The sequence below is a fragment of the Bradyrhizobium sp. Ken51 genome, from assembly GCF_055807435.1.
Window position 1 is genome coordinate 141,611 of record NZ_JBVVPB010000016.1, and the last position, 18,805, is coordinate 160,415.

21 protein-coding genes are annotated in these 18,805 nt (G+C 64.0%); 15 read left to right on the forward strand and 6 right to left on the reverse strand.

Annotated elements, in window-relative coordinates; translation table 11 throughout:
• Positions 1-85: 85 nt before the first annotated feature.
• Positions 86-1,255 carry a 4-hydroxybenzoate 3-monooxygenase gene (gene pobA, locus AC0L27_RS25525; RefSeq protein ID WP_275172334.1) on the reverse strand — a complete coding sequence of 390 codons (1,170 nt, stop codon included), beginning with the start codon at positions 1,253-1,255 and terminating at the stop codon, positions 86-88.
• Between the two features lie 214 nt (positions 1,256-1,469).
• On the opposite strand from pobA, the gene AC0L27_RS25530 reads away from it, so the two are divergent.
• The 9 genes from AC0L27_RS25530 to AC0L27_RS25570 all read left to right on the forward strand — a co-directional run bounded on the left by AC0L27_RS25530 (position 1,470) and on the right by AC0L27_RS25570 (position 10,346).
• On the forward strand, positions 1,470-2,486 hold the full coding sequence (locus AC0L27_RS25530; protein ID WP_275172369.1) for a TRAP transporter substrate-binding protein: 1,017 nt from the start codon (positions 1,470-1,472) through the stop codon (positions 2,484-2,486).
• A gap of 133 nt (positions 2,487-2,619) precedes the next feature.
• Complete coding sequence (locus AC0L27_RS25535) at positions 2,620-3,129, forward strand: TRAP transporter small permease (protein ID WP_195800841.1); 510 nt, start codon at positions 2,620-2,622, stop codon at positions 3,127-3,129.
• A 2-nt stretch (positions 3,130-3,131) separates the two neighbouring features.
• Positions 3,132-4,451, forward strand: a complete 1,320-nt coding sequence (locus AC0L27_RS25540; protein WP_275172335.1) for a TRAP transporter large permease — start codon at positions 3,132-3,134, stop codon at positions 4,449-4,451.
• Positions 4,452-4,461: 10 nt separating this feature from the next.
• A complete protein-coding gene (locus AC0L27_RS25545) occupies positions 4,462-4,923 on the forward strand; it encodes a DUF3237 domain-containing protein (protein WP_354209525.1) in 462 nt (153 codons plus the stop codon).
• Between the two features lie 271 nt (positions 4,924-5,194).
• Positions 5,195-6,004 carry a crotonase/enoyl-CoA hydratase family protein gene (locus AC0L27_RS25550; RefSeq protein ID WP_247283469.1) on the forward strand — a complete coding sequence of 270 codons (810 nt, stop codon included), beginning with the start codon at positions 5,195-5,197 and terminating at the stop codon, positions 6,002-6,004.
• Positions 6,001-7,887: a feruloyl-CoA synthase gene (locus AC0L27_RS25555; RefSeq protein ID WP_354062916.1), complete on the forward strand. Its 1,887-nt coding sequence runs from the start codon at positions 6,001-6,003 to the stop codon at positions 7,885-7,887. The genes AC0L27_RS25550 and AC0L27_RS25555 overlap by 4 nt, the downstream gene beginning before the upstream one ends.
• Positions 7,888-7,912: 25 nt before the next feature.
• Positions 7,913-8,674, forward strand: a complete 762-nt coding sequence (locus tag AC0L27_RS25560; RefSeq protein WP_354209527.1) for an SDR family NAD(P)-dependent oxidoreductase — start codon at positions 7,913-7,915, stop codon at positions 8,672-8,674.
• A 10-nt stretch (positions 8,675-8,684) separates the two neighbouring features.
• Entirely contained in the window at positions 8,685-9,116 is a 432-nt protein-coding gene (locus AC0L27_RS25565; RefSeq protein ID WP_275172339.1) for an acyl-CoA thioesterase, read from the forward strand.
• A 78-nt stretch (positions 9,117-9,194) separates the two neighbouring features.
• Entirely contained in the window at positions 9,195-10,346 is a 1,152-nt protein-coding gene (locus AC0L27_RS25570) for an ABC transporter substrate-binding protein (RefSeq protein WP_354209528.1), read from the forward strand.
• A gap of 190 nt (positions 10,347-10,536) precedes the next feature.
• Here AC0L27_RS25570 and AC0L27_RS25575 read toward each other — a convergent pair whose 3' ends face one another.
• Positions 10,537-11,265: a glutathione S-transferase family protein gene (locus tag AC0L27_RS25575; RefSeq protein ID WP_354209529.1), complete on the reverse strand. Its 729-nt coding sequence runs from the start codon at positions 11,263-11,265 to the stop codon at positions 10,537-10,539.
• A 39-nt stretch (positions 11,266-11,304) separates the two neighbouring features.
• Complete coding sequence (locus AC0L27_RS25580) at positions 11,305-11,625, reverse strand: hypothetical protein (protein WP_354209530.1); 321 nt, start codon at positions 11,623-11,625, stop codon at positions 11,305-11,307.
• A gap of 113 nt (positions 11,626-11,738) precedes the next feature.
• Here AC0L27_RS25580 and AC0L27_RS25585 point away from each other — a divergent pair, with 113 nt between their 5' ends.
• Positions 11,739-12,437, forward strand: coding sequence for a helix-turn-helix transcriptional regulator (locus tag AC0L27_RS25585; protein ID WP_007599649.1), 699 nt, complete (start codon positions 11,739-11,741; stop codon positions 12,435-12,437).
• 13 nt (positions 12,438-12,450) lie between these two features.
• Positions 12,451-12,774 carry a YkgJ family cysteine cluster protein gene (locus tag AC0L27_RS25590; protein WP_354256223.1) on the forward strand — a complete coding sequence of 108 codons (324 nt, stop codon included), beginning with the start codon at positions 12,451-12,453 and terminating at the stop codon, positions 12,772-12,774.
• On the opposite strand, the gene AC0L27_RS25595 is transcribed toward AC0L27_RS25590, so the two are convergent.
• Both AC0L27_RS25595 and AC0L27_RS25600 read right to left on the reverse strand, forming a co-directional pair.
• The gene (locus AC0L27_RS25595; protein WP_007599645.1) at positions 12,771-13,169 is read right to left on the reverse strand and encodes a hypothetical protein; all 399 of its coding nucleotides are present in this window, start codon (positions 13,167-13,169) and stop codon (positions 12,771-12,773) included. The genes AC0L27_RS25590 and AC0L27_RS25595 overlap by 4 nt on opposite strands.
• Positions 13,170-13,469: 300 nt before the next feature.
• Positions 13,470-13,817, reverse strand: a complete 348-nt coding sequence (locus tag AC0L27_RS25600) for a DUF3307 domain-containing protein (RefSeq protein ID WP_018458457.1) — start codon at positions 13,815-13,817, stop codon at positions 13,470-13,472.
• 402 nt (positions 13,818-14,219) lie between these two features.
• On the opposite strand from AC0L27_RS25600, the gene AC0L27_RS25605 reads away from it, so the two are divergent.
• From AC0L27_RS25605 to AC0L27_RS25620, 4 genes are all read left to right on the forward strand, one after another.
• Positions 14,220-15,665, forward strand: a complete 1,446-nt coding sequence (locus tag AC0L27_RS25605) for a type 2 periplasmic-binding domain-containing protein (protein ID WP_275172344.1) — start codon at positions 14,220-14,222, stop codon at positions 15,663-15,665.
• 121 nt (positions 15,666-15,786) lie between these two features.
• The gene (locus AC0L27_RS25610) at positions 15,787-16,005 is read left to right on the forward strand and encodes a hypothetical protein (RefSeq protein WP_354062908.1); all 219 of its coding nucleotides are present in this window, start codon (positions 15,787-15,789) and stop codon (positions 16,003-16,005) included.
• A gap of 112 nt (positions 16,006-16,117) precedes the next feature.
• Positions 16,118-17,227 (forward strand): cyclic nucleotide-gated ion channel, encoded by a 1,110-nt coding sequence (locus tag AC0L27_RS25615; RefSeq protein WP_354209532.1) that lies wholly within the window; start codon positions 16,118-16,120, stop codon positions 17,225-17,227.
• Between the two features lie 29 nt (positions 17,228-17,256).
• Positions 17,257-18,042, forward strand: coding sequence for an enoyl-CoA hydratase/isomerase family protein (locus AC0L27_RS25620; RefSeq protein WP_354209533.1), 786 nt, complete (start codon positions 17,257-17,259; stop codon positions 18,040-18,042).
• Positions 18,043-18,102: 60 nt separating this feature from the next.
• Here AC0L27_RS25620 and AC0L27_RS25625 read toward each other — a convergent pair whose 3' ends face one another.
• Positions 18,103-18,747, reverse strand: coding sequence for a glutathione S-transferase family protein (locus AC0L27_RS25625; RefSeq protein ID WP_354209534.1), 645 nt, complete (start codon positions 18,745-18,747; stop codon positions 18,103-18,105).
• Between the last annotated feature and the right edge of the window lie 58 nt (positions 18,748-18,805).

Sequence of the window (18,805 nt, forward strand, 5' to 3'; positions counted from 1 at the left end):
AAGCAATCCAGTCTCCCACTGCGGAGGGATTCTGGATTGCTTCGCTACGCTCGCAATGACGGGGGTATGCGGTACGGGCCGCGCCCTAAAACGGCAGCCCCACATAGTTCTCCGACAGCGATGTCATCGCTGCCTGCGACTGCGTGACGTAGTCGAGTTCGGCGAGCTGGATGCGCGCGCCGATCGTGCCGGTGTCGGGGAATTTGTGCAGCATCGAGGTCATCCACCAGGAGAAGCGCACGGCTTTCCAGACCCGCGCCAATGCCTTCGCCGAATAGGCGTCGATGCCGGCGCTGGATTTTTCGTCGTAGAACTCGCGGAATGCGCTCGACAGATAATGCGCGTCGCTGGCCGCCAGGTTCAGCCCCTTGGCGCCGGTCGGCGGCACGATATGGGCGGCGTCGCCGCACAGGAACATTTTGCCGAAGCGCATCGGCTCGGCGACGAAGCTGCGCAAGGGCGCAATGCTCTTCTCGATCGAGGGGCCCGTGATCAGGCTGTCGGCGGCGTCCTGGTCGAGCCGGCGCCTGAGCTCGTCCCAGAAACGGTCGTCCGGCCATTGGTCGACATGGTCGTCCAGCGCGCACTGCACATAGTACCGGCTGCGTTTGGTCGAACGCATGGTGCAGAGCGCAAAGCCGCGGGCGTGGTTGGAATAGATCAGCTCATGGCTGACCGGCGGCGTATCCGAGAGGATGCCGAGCCAGCCGAACGGGTAGATGCGCTCGAACTCCTCGATCGCCGAAGCCGGAACGCTGGCGCGGCTGATGCCGTGAAAGCCGTCGCAGCCGGCGATGAAATCGCAATCGATGGTGTGGGTGACGCCATCCTTCACGTAGGTTACGCGCGGGTGACTGCCGTCGAAATCATGCGGCTGCACGTCCCTGGCCTCGTAGACCGAGGTGAGGCCGGCGGCGTTGCGCGCATTCATCAGATCCAGCGTGACCTCGGTCTGGCCGTAGATCATGACCGTCTTGCCGGTCGCAGCCTTCATGTCGATGCGGTGCCGGCGCCCCGAGAAGGCGAGCTCGATCCCTTCATGCACCAGCCCTTCGGCATGCGCCCGCGCGCCGGCGCCGATCTGGTCGAGCAGCGCAACGGTTCCCTCCTCCAGCAGCCCGGCACGGATGCGGCCGAGCACATAATCGGGGCTCTGCCGCTCCAGAATGACATTGTCGATGCCGTAACGGTGCAGCAGTTGCCCAAGCAACAATCCAGCCGGCCCTGCCCCGATGATTGCGACTTTTGTCCGCAATACTTGCTCCTCCCGATCCTGTAGGCTTTCGTCGCGGCTCGCTTGTCGCAGCCGTCCGCGCACGATAATTATATCATATAACGGTTGGGCAAAAGGGAGTGCGCGGCGGCACGTCGCGCCAGTTCCGGCTTGAACGCGCCGGCCAATTAGATAACATGTTAATTAACGAGACCGGGCCATCGAAGCCCGCCGTCAAAAGAGGGAGAGACGCGTGATGAGGAAAGCCTGTCTGGCGTTGCTGCTGGCAGCAAGCGTGAGCCCTGCGTTCGCGCAGGACAAGACCTTCGATTTGAAGATCTCCCACTGGGTGCCGGCCTCGCATCCGCTGCAGAAATCGCTCGAGGACTGGGCCGCCGCGGTCGAGAAGGATTCCGGCGGCACCATCAAGGGCAAGGTGTTTCCGGCCCAGCAGATGGGCAAGGCGTTCGATCATTACGACATGGCGCGCGACGGCATCGCCGACGTCACCTATGTCAATCCCGGCTACCAGCCCGGCCGCTTCCCGATCATCGGCGCCGGCGAGCTGCCGTTCCTGATCTCGGATGCCAAGGGCGGCTCGATGGGGCTGGACGCCTGGTATCGCAAATACGCCGAGAAGGAGATGAAGGACGTCAAATACTGCCTCGCCTTCGTCCACTCGCCCTCCTCCTTCCATTCCAAGACCAAGAAGATCGTGATGCCGGAGGACGTGAAGGGCCTGAAGATCCGCCCCGCTCACGCCACCATGGCGAATTTCGTCACCTCGCTCGGCGGCACCAATGTGCAGTCCTCCGCGCCCGAAGTGCGCGACATCATCGAGCGCGGCGTCGCCGACGGCGTCACCTTCCCCTGGGGATCGCTGGTGCTGTTCGGCATCGACAAGGTGACCAAGTACGACATGGAGGCGCCGCTCTACACCACGACGTTCGTGTTCGTGATGAACAAGGACAAGTACAATGCGATGTCCGACAAGCAGAAGGCCGCGATCGACAAGAATTGCACGGTCGAGATGGCAGGCGTCGTCGGCGAGCACTGGGGCAAGTTCGAGGATGCCGGCATCGACAAGGTCAAGGCGGAGACCAGCCACGAGGTCTACAAGCTGACGCCTGAGCAGACCGCCGCCTGGAAGAAGGCCGCCGAGCCGCTGGTGAAGACCTGGAGTGACGGCGCGAAGAAGACCGGCGCGGATCCGGACGCGGCGCTTAGCGAGCTGAAGGCCTCGCTGAAGAAGTACAACGCGCTGGCGGAGTAGCTCTTCGTCGAAACACATGCGGCGGCGGGATGCATCTCGCCGCCGTTGTTCTGCAAGCGGGTCGAGACGCGAGGAACGCATTGCGCGTACTCTCCCTCTCCCGCCCGAGGATGGCATCTCTTAGGAAGCTCCCATGAAGCGCGCCTGGATGGATCGCATTATCGATTCGATCGAATGGATTGCCGCGGCTTTCGTCGGCATCGTCGCGCTCGACATCTTCCTGTCGGTGCTGCTGCGCAACACGCTGAACTATGCGATTCCGGATAGCTTCGACATCGGCCGCATGCTGCTCGGCATCCTTATCTTCTGGGGTATCGCCGCAACCTCCTATCGTGGCACCCACATCACGGTCGACCTGGTCTGGGGCAATGTCGGGCCGCGCTACCAGCGCTGGATCGACGTGTTCGCGACTCTGGTGCTGCTGTTCGTCGTGACCGTCCAGACCTGGACGCTGTTCGACAAGGTCCGCGGCACTTACAACGACAACGTCCAGACCTTCGACATGCACATGCCGACCTGGCCTTTCTTCGCGATCGCATGGATCGGCGACGTCTCCGCCGTGCTGCTGATCGCGATCCGCACCTACCGGTTGATCTTCCATCCCGAAGAGATGCACGACCCCAAGCTGAAGGCGACGGAGTAATCATGAGCACCGATGCCGTCGCCGTTATCGGCTTTGTTTCCCTGTTCGCCCTGATGCTGCTGCGCGTGCCCGTCGGCATGGCCATGGGCCTCGTCGGCGTCTCCGGCTTCTCCTATCTCGTCGGCGCCACGCCGGCGCTGAAGCTGGTCGGCCAGACCTCGATGCGCACGGTGACCGACTACACCTTCGGCGTCATTCCGATGTTTTTGCTGATGGGCTCCTTCGTCAGCAATTCCGGCATGAGCCGCGAGCTGTTCCGCGCCGCCAACGGCTTTGTGGGCCATTTGCGCGGCGGACTCGGCATCGCCACCGTCGGTGCCTGCGGCGGCTTTGCCGCGATCTGCGGCTCCTCGGTCGCGACCGCAGCGACCTTCTCCGCAGTCGCTTATCCCGAGATGCGCCGCTTCGGCTATCCGCAATCGTTTGCCACCGGCGTGATCGCGGCCGGCGGCACGCTGGGCGCGATGCTGCCGCCTTCCACGGTGCTCGCCGTCTACGGCATCATCACCGAGCAGGACATCGGCAAGCTGTTCATCGCCGGCATCATCCCGGGCATCCTGGCGATGACCATGTACATGATCACGATCTTCCTGATCGGCTATTTCCGGCCCGACTTCCTGCCCAAGGGCAAGGTGACGCCGTGGCGCGAGCGCTTCGCCGGCCTGAAGGACATCTGGGCGCCGGTGCTGCTGTTCGTGTTCGTGATCGGCGGCCTCTACGGCCTGCCCTATCTGCCGCGCTTCACGCCGACGGAAGCCGGCGGCGTCGGCGCTGCCGGCGCCTTCATCATCGGCGTGGCGACCGGCCGCCTCGACCGCGAGAAGATACTTGCCTCGCTGCTCCAGGCGACGCGCACCGCGGCCGCCGTGTTCACCGTGCTGATCGGCGCCCTGATCTTCGGCTATTTCCTCACGGTGACGCAGACCCCGCAGAAGGTGACGGAATTCCTCACCGGCCTCGGTCTCGGCCCCTACGGCGTGCTGGCGCTGATCATGGTGATGTATCTCGTGCTCGGCTGCCTGATGGACGCCATGGCGATGATCATCCTCACCGTGCCGATCATTTTCCCCGTGATCATGCATCTCGGTTTCGACCCGATCTGGTTCGGCGTCATCATCGTCATGACGGTCGAGCTCGGACTGATCCATCCGCCGGTCGGCATGAACGTCTTTGTCATCAAGAGCGTGGTGAAGGACGTCTCCTTCTCCACAATTTTCAAGGGCGTGATTCCGTTCGTGGCGACAGACCTCGTGCGCCTGGTGATCCTGATCGCCTTCCCGTTGCTGGCGACTTGGCTGCCGACGCGGATGATGGCGCATTGAGAGGCAAGCGATGACCATACCCGTACTGGAAACTAAATACGTCTTGACCGTCACCGCACGCATCGGCGACGTCGTCACCGCCGGCGAGACCGGCATCGGCATTCGCCGCATCATCCCGATCATCGGCGGCGAGGTGACGGGCGCGATCACCGGCAAGGTGCTGCCGTTCGGCGCCGACTTCCAGACCATCCGCCCGAACGAGCTGATAGATCTCGAAGCGAAGTACGCGTTCGAAACCGACGACGGCGCCATCGTCTATGTCGAGAACAAGGGCATGCGCTTCGGCCCGGTCGAGCTGTTGCAAAAGCTCAAACGCGGCGAGCCGGTCGACCCGAAGCAAATCTATTTCCGCACCGTGCCGAGGTTCGAGACCGGGCACGAGAAGTACCGCTGGCTGATGGAGCACATTTTTGTGGGCTCAGCAGCGCGGCATGCGGATCGCGTCGTGATCGACGTGCATCAGGTGATGTGAGAACACAGGCCTTAGGGTCAAGTCGGCGCCACATACTCCGCTCGTCGTCCCGGCGAAGGCCGGGACCCATACCGCGGAATCCATCGATTGCGGATGGTCTGAGCACTTAACGACTGTCGTCGCCAAACTTCTCCCGGTGGATTATGGGTCCCGGCCTTCGCCGGGACGACATAGTATCTTGGAGCAAGGCTCTACCGACCCTGAACTGCCCTTCCCTCCTTGACTCCCCCTGAATTCGTTATACAACATAACTATTCTGACAAGGACGCAAATGACACAGGGAAACGCCGAGACCGCTGACGCGGGCGCCTCCGGGCTTTTGAGGATCGAGCGGGCGGACCGGGTTTTGACCGTCGGTCTGAATCGGCCGGCCAAGCGCAATGCACTCAACGACGGCATCATCCTGGAAATCGGCGAGTGTTTTGCGTCACTGCCCGAGGATATCGGCGCGGTCGTCATCCATGGCATCGGCGACCATTTTTCCAGCGGTCTCGACCTCTCCGAACTGACCGACCATGATGCCACCGGCGGCCTGCTGCATTCGCAGATGTGGCACCGGGTGTTCGACCGCATCCAGTACAGCCGGGTGCCCGTGATCGCGGCGCTGAGGGGCGCCGTGATCGGCGGCGGGCTGGAGCTCGCCTGTGCGGCACATATCCGCGTCGCAGAACCCTCGACCTATTTCGCGCTGCCGGAGGGGCAGCGCGGCATCTTCGTCGGTGGCGGCGGTTCGGTGCGCCTGCCGCGGCTGATCGGTGTCGCCAGGATGATGGACATGATGCTGACCGGCCGCGTCTATTCCGCGACCGAAGGCACCTCCTACGGCTTTGCGCAATATGTCACGGAAGCCGGCAACGGACTCGGCAAGGCGATGGAGCTTGCGACCAAGGTCGCCTCCAACGCGCCGCTGACGAATTTCGCCGTGCTCCAAGCCCTGCCGATGATCGCGGAGGCCAATCCGCAGACCGGCCTGTTGATGGAATCGCTGATGGCGACGGTGGCGCAGAGCGACAAGGAAGCAAAACGCAGGATCCGCGAGTTCCTCGAGCACAAGACCGCAAAGGTAAAGCCGAAATCATGAGCGCGCAGCCGTCGTCCTCTTCCAGCATGGAGCGCGGCGCGAGCACTTCCCCGCTGCGGCCCATTTCGTTCGGCGATCCCGTCGTCAACATCGAGCGGCGCGACGACGGCACGATTTATCTGCGGCCCAAACAGCCGCTCGGCGATTATCCGACCCGCATCACCGACCGCCTGCATCACTGGGCGAGCGCGACGCCGGATCGCGTCTTCATGGCCGAGCGCGAAGGTGGCCGCTTCTGGCGCAAGATCAGCTACGCCGAGCTGCTCGCCGCGAGCCGGCACATCGCCTCAGGGCTCATTGCGCGCGGATTGTCGGCGGAGCGGCCGGTCGTCATCCTCTCCGGCAATTCGATCGACCACGCATTGCTGGCGTTCGGAGCGTTCTATGCCGGCATTCCGTTCTGCCCGGTGTCGCCGGCTTATTCGCTGGTATCGAAGGATTACGGCAAGCTCTCCTATCTGATGAAGCTGCTGACGCCCGGCCTCGTCTTCGCCGAAGATGCCGACAAATTCGCCGATGCGCTCGCCGCCAACGTCTCGCTCGGCACCGAGATCGCCGCATCCTACGGGCGCGTGCCGGGCCGCGACGTCACCTTGCTCGCCGACCTCATGGCGACGCCGATCCGCGGCGATCTGGACGAGGTCCACGGCAAGATCGGCCCCGATACCGTCGCGAAATTCCTGCTGACCTCGGGCTCGACCGGCAACCCGAAGGCGGTCATCAATACCCAGCGCATGATCTGCGCCAACCAGGTGATGCTGCGCGAGACGCTCGCCTTCCTCAAGGACGAGCCGCCCGTCATTATCGACTGGCTGCCCTGGAATCACACTTTTGGCGGCAACCACAATATCGGGCTGACGCTCTACAATGGCGGCTCGATGTATCTCGATGCCGGCAAGCCGGTGCCTGGAGGCATCGAGGAAACGGTGCGCAATCTCCAGGAGATATCGCCGACAGTTTATTTCAACGTGCCCAAGGGCTACGAGTCGCTGCTGCCTTATCTGCGCGACGACCAGGGCCTGCGCGCGAAATTCTTCGACCGGCTGCACGCGATGTTCTTCTCGGGCGCGGCTCTGTCGCCGTTCGTCTGGAACAGCCTCGACGAGCTCGCGGTGAAGGAAAAAGGCTACCGCGTGCCGATGCTGACAGGCCTTGGCGCAACCGAGACCGCGCCGTTCTTCATGTCGGTCAACCCGCGCACCAGCCGCTCCGGCCATGTCGGGCTTCCCGTATCCGGCAACGATGCCAAGCTGGTGCCGAACAACGGCAAAATGGAAGTTCGTTGCAAGGGGCCGAACGTGATGCCCGGCTACTGGCGCCAGCCCGACATCACCGCACAATCGTTCGACGAAGAAGGCTTCTACAAGCTGGGCGATGCGCTCAAGCCTGTCGATCCCGACGATCTCAACGCCGGCTTCGATTTCGACGGCCGCATCGGTGAGGATTTCAAGCTCGGCAGCGGCACCTGGGTCAGCGTCGGCCCGTTGCGCGCGCGCTTCGTTGCGGCCTGCGCACCGCTGGTGCGCGACGTCGTCATCGCCGGCATCAACCGTGACGAGGTCTCCGCGCTCGTCGTGCTCGATCTCGACGGCTGCCGGCTGATCAACCCGACGCTGCCGACCGACGACCTCGTCGTCGCGACCCGCGACCGGCTGGTGCGCGAGGCATTTCGCGAACGGCTGACCCGCTTTCTCGGCGCGGCCACGGGATCCTCGACGCGGATCACGCGCGCGATCCTCATGGACACGCCGCTCTCGATCGACAAGGGCGAGGTAACCGACAAGGGCTCGATCAACCAGCGCGCGGTGCTCGAGCATCGCAGCCTGCTGATCGAGGAGCTCTACGCTGCCAATCCATCGGACCGTGTGATATCGGTCGGGTAAGAAATATCGCACCAGGGAGAACGCCATGTTGTTGAAGGATCAGGCTGTCATCGTCACCGGCGGCGCGTCGGGACTTGGTGCGGCGACTGCGCGAAAGCTGGCGGCGCAAGGCGCCAAGGTCGCGGTGTTCGATCTCAATGCCAAGCTCGCCGAGACTGTTGCCGCCGAGATCAAGGGCGTCGCGGTGGCTTGCGACGTCTCCGATGCCGCTTCGGCGGAAGCTGCGATCGCGCAGGCGACCAAGGCCCATGGACCCGCGCGCGTGCTGGTCAATTGCGCCGGCATCGGCGTAGCCAAGCGCGTCGTCGGCCGCGACGGCCCGATGGCGCTCGCCGATTTCGACAAGGTGATCAAGGTCAATCTGATCGGGACCTTCAACATGCTGCGCCTTGCCGCAAACGAGATGTCCAAGCTCGAGCCGCAGGCGACCGGCGAGCGCGGCGTCATCATCAACACGGCTTCCGTTGCCGCTTATGACGGCCAGATCGGGCAATCGGCCTATTCGGCCTCAAAGGGCGGCATCGTTGGCATGACGCTGCCGATCGCGCGCGAGCTGGCGCAGTTCGGCGTCCGCGTGCTGACGATCGCGCCCGGCCTGTTCCTCACGCCGCTGCTCGCCAACCTGCCGCAGGAAGCCCAGGACTCGCTCGCCGCCGCGATCCCGTTCCCGCGCCGGCTCGGCCACGCCGACGAGTTCGCGGCGCTCGCCCTGCACATGGTCGAGAATTCGTACCTGAACGGCGAAGTGGTGCGCCTCGACGGCTCGCTGCGCATGGCGCCGAAATAGGACGCGGCCTATGTTCGTGAACCGGCGCGACGTCCAGATCCAGTGGGGTGACTGTGACCCCGCCAACATCGTCTATTACCCGCGCTATTTCGCGATGTTCGACGATTCGACGTCGACCCTGTTCGAAGTCGCCGGGTTCTCCAAGCAGGACCTGGTCCGCAAATACGGCTTGGTGGGCATTCCCATGGTCGACACCCGCGCCAAGTTCTACATCCCCTCGACTTATGGCGACTGGATCACCATCGAAACCAAGGTCGAGAGCATCAAGCGCTCGAGTTTCGAGGTGAAGCACAGCGTCTACAAGGGCGAGGCGCTGGCGCTCGAGGGTTTCGAGACCCGCGTCCTGGTCGGCCGCGACCCCGTTAACCCCGACAAACTGAAATCGGCACCGTTTCCTGCGGAAATGGTAGCCAAATTCACGGGGAGCGATGCCCGGAGCTAAATCGCCACATCACCAAAAGAGGGGGCTGAATTACCCCCCGATTTCTGCTTTCAAAGAAACACATAAAGGGAGGAATAGATGAAACGCTTTTACCTGACCGCCGCCGTCACCGCGGCCGCGCTTGCGCTGCCGGCCGTGCCCGCGCTGGCCCAGACCGCCGAGGTCACCATCGGCATCACCACCACCACGACCGGCCCGGGCGCAGCGCTGGGGATTCCCGAGCGCAATGCGCTGGAGTTCGTGCCGAAGGAGATCGGCGGCGTGCCGCTGAAGGTGATCGTGCTCGACGACGGCGGCGATCCCACCACCGCGACCACCAACGCCCGCCGCTTCGTGACCGAATCCAAGGCCGATATCATCATGGGCTCGGCGCTGACGCCGCCGACCATCGCGGTGTCCAACGTCGCCAACGAAGCCGGCATTCCGCATTTCGGCCTGGCGCCGTTCCCGATCACGCCGGAGCGCATGAAGTGGTCGGTGGCGATGCCGCAGCCGATCCCGATCGTGGGCAAGGTGCTGTACGACCACATGAAGGCCAAGGGCGTGAAGACGGTCGGCTATATCGGCTATTCCGACTCCTATGGCGACCTCTGGTTCAACGATTTGAAGGCGCAGGGCGTGCCGATGGGCATGACCATCGCCGACGAGGAGCGCTTCGCTCGTCCCGACACGTCGGTGACCGGACAGGTGCTGAAGCTCGTGGCTGCGAATCCCGACGCCATTCTGGTCGGCGCTTCCGGTACCGCGGCCGCGCTGCCGCAGACCGAGCTGCGCGAGCGCGGCTATCAGGGCCTGATCTACCAGACCCACGGCGCCGCCAGCATGGACTTCATCCGCATCGCCGGCAAAGCGGCGGAAGGCGTGCTGATGGCCTCTGGTCCCGTCATGGATCCCGAGGATCAGCCGGACGAAGCCGCCACCAAGAAGCCGGGCCTCGCGCTCAACTCGGCCTATGAAGCCAAGTACGGCCCGAACAGCCGCAGCCAGTTCGCCGGTCACTCTTACGATGCGTTCGAGATTCTCAAACGCATTATCCCGACGGCACTCAAGACGGCGAAGCCCGGCACGCCGGAATTCCGCGAAGCGATCCGCCAGGCGCTGCTGTCGGAGAAGGAGCTTGCGGCGAGCCAGGGCGTCTACAATTTCACCGAAAAGGACCGCTACGGCCTCGACGAGCGCTCGCGGATTTTGCTCACGGTGAAGAACGGCAAGTACATGCTGGTGAAATAGACGCAGCGGCAGGATTGAGACGACGAGAGCCGGCCCGATGGGCCGGCTCTTTCTTTTGGCTCCTAGAATGGCATTGCCATATTATCGTCATGGCCGGGCTCGTCCCGGCCATCCACGCCTTGCCATACGGCGCGAAGAACGTGGATGCCCGGGACGAGCCCGGGCATGACGAAGAGAATACGCCGCGTTCCTACGCCGCCTGTCGCAGCGGGGTCCAGGCGAACTCCGGATAGTAATTGTCCATCATCCGGTCGACATAGGCGGTGAGGTTCGGAAATCCCTCGGCGCGACGGCGCAGTGCGGATTCGAAGAACGGCGTCAGGATGCCGGCGAGTGCACCGAAGGCGGTGGCATCGACGCCGCAGGGCTTGTTGCCCATCAGATAGGACTTGTCGCCGAGTTGCACCGAGAGCGCAAACAGCGAGCGCACGGCGAGATCGACGTCGTCATCGGGCGCGTGCCGTCCGAGTCCGGAGAGCAGGTAGTTCTCGGCGACACGGAATTGCGCGTCCTCGCGCAACTTCTCGCGATTGTGCTCCGGCGCGCCGTCGAAGAAATGCGCAGGCCCCTTGGCGAAGTTGACCGGGTCGACCCAGCGCGCCCCGACCAGCGCAAAATAAACGTGATGCTCGATCATACGCTCGAATGCCCAAGCTTGTGCGCGCTCGGCAAGCGACAGGCCGGCGTCGAAATCGAAGCCATAGCGGCGCTCGATATGGGCGCGGATGAAGGTGGAATCGGCCACCGCCTCACCGCCATCGTCGATGAAAGGCAGCTGTCCCTTGGGAGAGGCGGGCGGCATCGCCCGCTCCTTACGGTAGGGCAATCCCGCCATCTTGAGCTGCACCTCGGTCTTGGTGACGAAGGGGCTGATTTCCGGCAGGCCGAAGCCGGTGCCAAAGCCGTAAAGCGTGATCATGAAGGCTCTCCTGAAAACGACCGAAAGAGTTGAGGGAACTTAACCGCGGGCTGCTGCCACCATGGTGGCAGCAGCCGTGATATCTTCTGCGAAACGGGCCCCCCGCCAGGCGCGGGCCATGACATGATGGACCAACGCGTCCGCGGCCTCGACCAGGAAGCGGGCCACCGCGGTCGCGAGCGCAAGGCGGAGGTCGACGACCATGAGATCAAGCGATACGAGGCGGCCGCACACCCATGCGTACCAAGCTCGGACTTGCAAACGCAGGACTTGCAAACGCAGGACTTGCAGAGGCTGGACCCGTAAAGGCTGGGTCCGCCACAGCGCCGCGGCCGGGCCGAAATGAGTTGGAATGATCATGGACAAATCCTCTTCAGTCGACGTGTTGACCCGGTATAGAACTCCCCTGCTGCCAACATCCTGTCAGCAGCCGCGCGCCGCCTTGTGAAAAAACCACCGACAAGAGACCCGTCATGAGACGCGCCGACCGGCTGTTTCAAATCATCCAGGTGCTGAGGCGCACGCGTAAGCCGCTGACGGCGGACGCCATCGCGGCCGAGCTCGAGACCTCGAAGCGCACGATCTATCGCGACATCGCCACGCTGATCGGCCAGCGCGTGCCGATCCGCGGTGAAGCCGGCATGGGCTACATCCTGGAAAAGGGTTTTGACCTGCCGCCTTTGATGCTGACACCCGACGAGATCGAGGCGGCGGTGCTGGGCGCGCAATGGGTCGCCGGCCATGCCGATCCCGCGCTGGCGCGCGCGGCTGAAGACTTGATGGCCAAGATCGCCGACACTGTCCCCGAGCGCCTGCGCCCCTTCGTGCTGGAGCCGGCAAGCCGGGCCCGGCCGAGCTGGAACAGGGAGCCGGACCGCCTGGACATGGCCCGCACGCGCACCCAGATCCACGAAGGCAAGAAGATCATGCTGCGCTATCGCGACGAACAGGGCCGCGCCAGCGAGCGCATGATCTGGCCGATTTCGATCGGCTATCTCGAAGCCGTGCGCCTGCTCGCGGCCTGGTGCGAGCTGCGCGGCGACTTCCGCAGCTTCCGCACCGACCGCGTGGTGGATGCGAGCTATCCCGACGAGAGATATCCTGAAAGGCGCGACGTGCTGCGCGCGAAATGGCGGCAGAGCCTGGTCTGGGGCCCGCCCAAGGATACCTGAAGGACACGTGACGATGGACGAGAACGCCCCCATCGACCTGTCGAGCTGCTGCCAGAGTTGCGGCGCCTGCTGCGGCTATTCGGCGAACTGGCCGCGCTTCTCGATCGAGAGCGACGAGGAGCTTGCCGGCATTCCCGAAGCGCTCGTCAACGACCGTCAATCCGGCATGCGCTGTGAAGGCGATCGCTGTTCGGCGTTGCAGGGAGAGATCGGACAAGCGACCGCGTGCGGCATCTACGCAGTGCGGCCGGAGGTGTGCCGCACATGCATGCCGGGCGATGCCGAATGCGCCATGGCGCGGCGGAAATTCGGACTGCCAATTATCGCGAGCGTTTAGGCGGGGACGGCTTCGCTGATCTCGTCGTCGATCTCGTCGTCCAGCGGCGCGAGCACCGAGAGCGGCTTGGTCGACAGCGTGATCGGCTTGCGGCCACCGGACAGCGACGGCGAGGATTTCGCCGCGCCTTCGCGCGCAAGCGCGTAGAGCGTCGAACCGACACGGCCGCCGTTCTCGATCAGGTCGCGCTCGTTGCAGCTGCCAGCGATCGCGACCGCCAGCGAGTGCAGATGGCTGCGGCGATAGCAGAACAGCGCCAGCCTGGCGCGCGCGTCAGGGGAAACACTTTCAACCAGCCTCGGCAGGCCACTCTCGCTGGCGCGGTACATCTCGCCAAGGAGTTCGTCGCGGACCGGGCACGAATCGCCTTCAAAGGTATCGCGGCTTGAAAACATTGCAGTTCTCCCTCTTGTGGGAAGATGCAGTGCAATTCTCTAACGAAAGGTTAACCACGCGGCCCGGTAGTCACCCGGGGTCCTTGCGCCCTGGCAGCGAATCAATGGCCGGAAATGCCTCCACAGCGTCATGGCCGGGCTTGTCCCGGCCATCCACGGAAGCCGAGAGGCGCAAAGAACGTGGATGCCCGGGCCTTCGCCTCGCCGAAGCGGCTTCGGCCGCGCAGGCGGGACAAGCCCGGGCATGACGACCTCTTGTGGACGCCGATGGACGACTACCTACGCCGAGACCGCCGTCCTTCAGTTCGCCGCCATGAAGATGGAGAGGCCGAAGCCGGTCAGATGGTGCAGGGCCTGGTCGACACCGATCAGGGTCCAGAACCAGGGATGCGCAAGATCGACACCGAAATTGGCCGAGACCAGGCCCTTGGCGCGGTCGATCGTGATGTGGATCACGAAGTCGATCAACGCCACAAACCAGAATTTCGGCGCCACGATCAGGATCAGCGGAAGCGCAACCGCAAGGTGAACCAGGCAGTGCACCAGGAGCGGCAGGGCCCAGCCGTGCTTCTGGTCCTTGCCGTGCGCCATCCAGGCAGTCTGGAGCACGAAATCGGCGATGATGTGCTTGAACGTGAGCAGCAACATCCAACCAATGAGGGCTTCGACCGGAACCGCCGATGACAGGGGTGGAAACGACAAGGCGCCCTCATTGACGTGACAAGAAGAATTGGAGCGTTCAGCGCAATCTCTTCCTGGACCGGTCAAATCGCCGGGACGTGCGATTTATGACATCTCCCGCGACGGAATGCAGCCGGGGGGAACCGGAAAATCGCCAACTGTGGCTAACCGGTGATAGGATGACCAATCGCCACGGCCGAGCTGAGTAAGGTTACCTTCGGCTCGGAATTTGCTTTCCGCAGCCTGCGCGCTATCATTGCCGGTAGAGAATATCTTTCTTTTTTCAGACGTTTACGAATTACAGGGCGACCGCAGCGATCACATCCGCGATGCCGCCCGCCACCGGAATCATAAGGCCAGAGTGCTGCCATGAGTACTGAGGGCCCTACCTCATCGCCGATCGAGCCACCGCCCCGGCGACCCAAGGTGATCAAGACCAACCAGCAGCAGGTCTTCCTCTACGTCGTGCTGACCCTGCTGTTGTCGCTTGCCACCGTCTGGGGCGGCCGCATGCTGGTGCACAATTCGGAGACGCTGACCTTTGCCGTCGGCGCCCCCAACAGCGACGAGGCGCTGTTCGCAGCCAAGCTCGCCGCGGTCCTGAAGAACAACGCCTCGCGCTTTCGGATCAAGATCGTCAACAACGCCGACAACGCCAAGGCGATCGCCCAGTTCGATCGCAAACAGGCCGACCTCGCGGTGCTTCGCACCGACGCCAAGGTGCCGTTGCGGGCACGCACGCTCGCGATCCTCGAGCACGATCTCGTGCTGCTGCTCGGGCCCGGAAACAAGAAGATCAAGTCGCTCGCCGAGCTGAAGAAGAAGAAGGTCGCCGTCCTCGCCGACAACGAATCCTCGCTCGCCTTCGTCCGCGGCATCCTCGACATTCCCGACGGTGCGGACGCGGCGAAGATCCAGATGGCGCCGCAGGGCGCAACGCTCGACAAGCTGTTCGCGCCGGCAAGCGGCTTTGGCGCGGTCGTCGCCATCGTCCACGCCTCGCGGGCGGTGCGGGACAAGGCGTATGAGCAGGTCGCCAGGCGCGGCGGCTTCACACTGAACGCGATCGACGAGGCGAAAGTGCTGGCGCGCAAGATCCCCGGCATTTCCAGCGAGACACTGACGGCGGGCATGCTGTCCGCATCACCGGAAATTCCCGACGACGATCTCGACACGATCGGGCTCGAATGGTTGCTGGTCGTCCAATCCAGGATGTCGCCGACGGCGGCCGGGGATCTCGCGCGCATCGTCTACGAGAACAAGTCCGCGCTCGGGCTCGACGGCGGCTTTGCCAGCAGAATCGAGCCCGCGTCCGTCGAGAAGGACGCCTTCGTGATCGCGCATCAAGGGGCGGCCGACTACATCAACGACGACACCAAGTCGTTCATGGATAAGTACAGCGACCTGATGTATCTGGGCGCTGCCGCGCTCAGCGTCATCGGCTCGATCTTCGCCGCGATCTACGCCAAGATCACCCGGATCGCGCCGGAGAAGGCCAGCGAGCTCGCCACCGCGATCCTCGACGTCGGCGAGCGGATCGAACACGCTCATTCGCTGGACCAGCTCGAATGTCTCCAGGACGAGCTGGAAGGCATCTTGCGTGGCGCCGTCATCGGCTTGCGAGACGGCACGATCAGTAGCGACGGGCTCGACACATTCAAGCTCGGCTACGAATTCGTCCGCGACGAGATCGGCATGCGCCGCGACTACCTCAAGCGCCATGCGGGCGAGAGCGGGAAGGCCGCTCACGATGTGGCCCCTCCCCAGCACGACGAGAGCAATGTCGTGGTGGTGAAGACAGCTCAGAGTGCCTGACCTGTCGGTTTGAGGGTCTGCGGCGACGCCTTGCCGGCACGTCCGCGGGCGACCGGGCTTTAGTCCGGGAACCGTGCTCGTCCACAACCGTTTGCTCCCGGGTACAACCGGAGACCGCGCGATGCGTGCACTCCTCATCATCTTCCTGCTGGGCATGCTGGCGGCGGTAGGCTATTTCGCCTATTCCGCGATGGCGGTCGACGGCGAGCCGATCCCGACGGAAGGCTATGTGGCGCTGGCGCTGGGAGCCGGATTTTCCGTTCTTGTCGGCATCGGCTTGATGGTGCTGCTGTTCTTCAGCAGCCGTCGCGGCTACGACGAACCGCCGCATTTCAAGTAGCGGCGCGTGGCCCGTGGCCGCGCCTGTCGTTGACGGCCTCGGCCCGGGCAGGCACTTTGGCACCGAGGTTCCAGCCGGGGACCGCAAAGACAAAACCGAGCCGCCGTCCCGCATGTCCAAGCCGCTGATCTCCGCTCTGGCCCAGTTCGCGGCCGCCACGGCCGGCCGCAACATGACCAGGGCGGCCTATGTGGCAGTCGGCGTCGGCGTGCTCGGCATGATGCTCCTGACGGTCAATCCGGCCTATGAGACGGCGCATCGCTGGGTCGATGCCCTGCTTTGGACCTGCCTCGTCTACTTCGTGTTCGAATGGGTGGTCCGGCTGCGCCATATGGCGCGACAGGGGCGCCTTGCACTCTACATGTCGTCCTCCGCCGGGCTGGTCGACGCGGTCGGAGCGTTGGCCGTGCCGGCCGCGCTGATTCTGGGGATCGAGCCGAGGACGGCGTGGCTGCTCAGTGTGCTCTGGGTCCTGAAGGTGGTGCCGGGGATTCCCGGCCTGCGGCAGCTCCGCCGGGTGCTGGTGCTGGAATCGGGGCCGCTGCTCAGCGTGCTCGTGATCTTCCTGATGGTGGTCTTCCTGGCCTCGGTCGCCGAATATTTCCTGGAACGGGACGTGCAGCCGCAGACGTTTGGCAGCGTCCCGGCCGCGCTGTGGTGGGCCGTCGCTACCCTGACGACGACGGGCTATGGCGACGTCGTGCCGGTGACGCCGCTGGGCCGCATGGTGGCGGCGCTGGTGATGATCTCCGGCCTCGGTGTGTTCGGCCTCTGGACCGGTATTTTGGCGACCGGCTTTGCCGCGGAGACCCGGCGCGACAATTTCCTCAAGACCTGGGAATCCGTCAGCAAGGTGCCGTTCTTCGCGGCGCTCGGACCGGCGGCCATCGCCGACGTCACCCACATGCTGCGCACCATGGAGCTGCCGGCGCGCACCATGATCATCCGCAAGGGTGCGCAGGGCGACTGCATGTATTTCATCGCCGCCGGCGAGGTCGAGGTCGACCTGCCCGGCAAGAAGGTGCGGCTCGGCGATGGCGCGTTCTTCGGCGAGATGGCCTTGCTCGGCAACAATTTGCGCGGCGCCAATGTCTCGACCACTAAGGTGTCGCGGCTTCTTGTGCTCGACCTCGTCGACTTTCGCGTGCTGATGGCGCGGCATCCCGATCTCGCCGAAACCATCGATGCCGAGGCGAAGCGGCGCACGCTCGAAAACAAATGATGGCGACAAGCAAGTAAATGGAGACACGAATGTCGGACTCAGCCGACGCAGCCACTGGCCCGGTGCTCGAACTCATTGGCGCACGCGCCACCATCCGCCTCAACCGGCCCAAACATCTCAACCGGCTTCAGGCCGAGGATCTCGGCGAGCTGGTCAAGCTGTTCGACCGGGTCGAGGCCGATCCTGATATCCGCGTGCTGGTACTGACAGGCACGGGGCGCGCCTTCTCCGCGGGCTATGACCTCAACTCCGTTGCCGAGCGCGCGGTCAGCGCGAGCGAGCAGCAGAGCGCGGGCTCGGCCTTCGAGGTGGTCGTCAACCGGCTGGAGGATCTCGGCGTACCCACGATCTGCCGGCTCAACGGCGGCGTCTATGGCGGCTCGACCGACCTCGCGCTCGCCTGCGATTTCCGCATCGGCGTCGACACCGCCGAGATGTTCATGCCTGCGGCCCGGCTCGGCCTGCACTATTACAGCAGCGGCATCAAACGCTATGTGACGCGGCTCGGCGTCGACAATGCGAAGAAGCTGTTCCTGACCGCGCAAAAGATCAGCGCGCCGGAGATGCTGCGGATCGGCTATCTCACCGATATGGTGGCGGTCGAGTTTCTGGACGAGGAGGTCGATAAGCTCGCCAACATCCTCGCCGGCAACGCGCCGCAGGCGATGCGCGGCATGAAGCGCGCCATCAATGAATTCGCCCGCGGCGAACTCGACGAGCAAGCCGCCGACCAGCGTCACCGCGACAGCATGCGCGGCGACGAAATCAAGGAAGGCATCCAGGCGTTCGCGGAAAAGCGGCCGCCGCGGTTTTGAGGGAGATGGACATTATTGCGCAACAGCGCGCCACACCCTCGGTGTCGGTCCTAGTGCGCCTTACCCACCAGCCGCCGCAGCATGCTGCGCCGCCATCTCATCATCCGCCGCGTTGATGCGTTGGAATGCGGGCCGCACCGTCATGCGTTCGGCATAGCGGACGAACACGTCCTTCTTCGGCACAATACCGAACATCATCGTCCAGCTGAACGCGACGCCCCACAACACATCTGCGGCCGTCATGCGCTCGCCGAGCAGATACGGCCCCTTCGACAGCTGCGCCTCGAGCGCACCGAGCATGGTGTCATAGTCGGCATAGGGCGATTGCGTAATCGGTGCCGGCTCGCGCTGCATGAACTTGTCGATCAGGGCCGGTTCGAACGAAGCACCGTAATAGGCGATCCAGCGCAGATAAGGGCCGCGCAACGGATCGTTCAGCGCGGGCGTCAGCCCGGCCTCCGGAAACAAATCGGCGAGATAGATGGTGATCGCGACCTGCTCGGTCACGAGCTGCCCGCGGTGGTGGATCGCCGGCACCTTGCCGAGCGGGTTGATGGCGAGGTAGGCCGGCTGGCGCTGCTCGCCGGCCTTCATGTTGAGGACGTGAAGATCATAGGGCGCCCCCAGCTCCTCCAGCAGCACCCGCGTGCCGGTGGCGCGGCTTTGCGGCGAATAATACAGCGTGATGCGGTTCGGATCGGTCATGGCAGGTCTCCATCTGGCCGGCTGGCGATGGCGTTGTAGCGGATCATACCTGACATCC

What these genes read in the sequence shown, in the direction of transcription:
- AC0L27_RS25530 (WP_275172369.1), top strand. Translation starts at nt 1,470, where the DNA reads ATGAGGAAAGCCTGTCTGGCGTTGCTGCTGGCAGCAAGCGTGAGCCCT.
- AC0L27_RS25535 (WP_195800841.1), top strand. Translation starts at nt 2,620, where the DNA reads ATGAAGCGCGCCTGGATGGATCGCATTATCGATTCGATCGAATGGATT.
- AC0L27_RS25540 (WP_275172335.1), top strand. Translation starts at nt 3,132, where the DNA reads ATGAGCACCGATGCCGTCGCCGTTATCGGCTTTGTTTCCCTGTTCGCC.
- AC0L27_RS25545 (WP_354209525.1), top strand. Translation starts at nt 4,462, where the DNA reads ATGACCATACCCGTACTGGAAACTAAATACGTCTTGACCGTCACCGCA.
- AC0L27_RS25550 (WP_247283469.1), top strand. Translation starts at nt 5,195, where the DNA reads ATGACACAGGGAAACGCCGAGACCGCTGACGCGGGCGCCTCCGGGCTT.
- AC0L27_RS25555 (WP_354062916.1), top strand. Translation starts at nt 6,001, where the DNA reads ATGAGCGCGCAGCCGTCGTCCTCTTCCAGCATGGAGCGCGGCGCGAGC.
- AC0L27_RS25560 (WP_354209527.1), top strand. Translation starts at nt 7,913, where the DNA reads ATGTTGTTGAAGGATCAGGCTGTCATCGTCACCGGCGGCGCGTCGGGA.
- AC0L27_RS25565 (WP_275172339.1), top strand. Translation starts at nt 8,685, where the DNA reads ATGTTCGTGAACCGGCGCGACGTCCAGATCCAGTGGGGTGACTGTGAC.
- AC0L27_RS25570 (WP_354209528.1), top strand. Translation starts at nt 9,195, where the DNA reads ATGAAACGCTTTTACCTGACCGCCGCCGTCACCGCGGCCGCGCTTGCG.
- AC0L27_RS25575 (WP_354209529.1), bottom strand. Translation starts at nt 11,265, where the DNA reads ATGATCACGCTTTACGGCTTTGGCACCGGCTTCGGCCTGCCGGAAATC.
- AC0L27_RS25580 (WP_354209530.1), bottom strand. Translation starts at nt 11,625, where the DNA reads ATGATCATTCCAACTCATTTCGGCCCGGCCGCGGCGCTGTGGCGGACC.
- AC0L27_RS25585 (WP_007599649.1), top strand. Translation starts at nt 11,739, where the DNA reads ATGAGACGCGCCGACCGGCTGTTTCAAATCATCCAGGTGCTGAGGCGC.
- AC0L27_RS25590 (WP_354256223.1), top strand. Translation starts at nt 12,451, where the DNA reads ATGGACGAGAACGCCCCCATCGACCTGTCGAGCTGCTGCCAGAGTTGC.
- AC0L27_RS25595 (WP_007599645.1), bottom strand. Translation starts at nt 13,169, where the DNA reads ATGTTTTCAAGCCGCGATACCTTTGAAGGCGATTCGTGCCCGGTCCGC.
- AC0L27_RS25600 (WP_018458457.1), bottom strand. Translation starts at nt 13,817, where the DNA reads ATGTTGCTGCTCACGTTCAAGCACATCATCGCCGATTTCGTGCTCCAG.
- AC0L27_RS25605 (WP_275172344.1), top strand. Translation starts at nt 14,220, where the DNA reads ATGAGTACTGAGGGCCCTACCTCATCGCCGATCGAGCCACCGCCCCGG.
- AC0L27_RS25610 (WP_354062908.1), top strand. Translation starts at nt 15,787, where the DNA reads ATGCGTGCACTCCTCATCATCTTCCTGCTGGGCATGCTGGCGGCGGTA.
- AC0L27_RS25615 (WP_354209532.1), top strand. Translation starts at nt 16,118, where the DNA reads ATGTCCAAGCCGCTGATCTCCGCTCTGGCCCAGTTCGCGGCCGCCACG.
- AC0L27_RS25620 (WP_354209533.1), top strand. Translation starts at nt 17,257, where the DNA reads ATGTCGGACTCAGCCGACGCAGCCACTGGCCCGGTGCTCGAACTCATT.
- AC0L27_RS25625 (WP_354209534.1), bottom strand. Translation starts at nt 18,747, where the DNA reads ATGACCGATCCGAACCGCATCACGCTGTATTATTCGCCGCAAAGCCGC.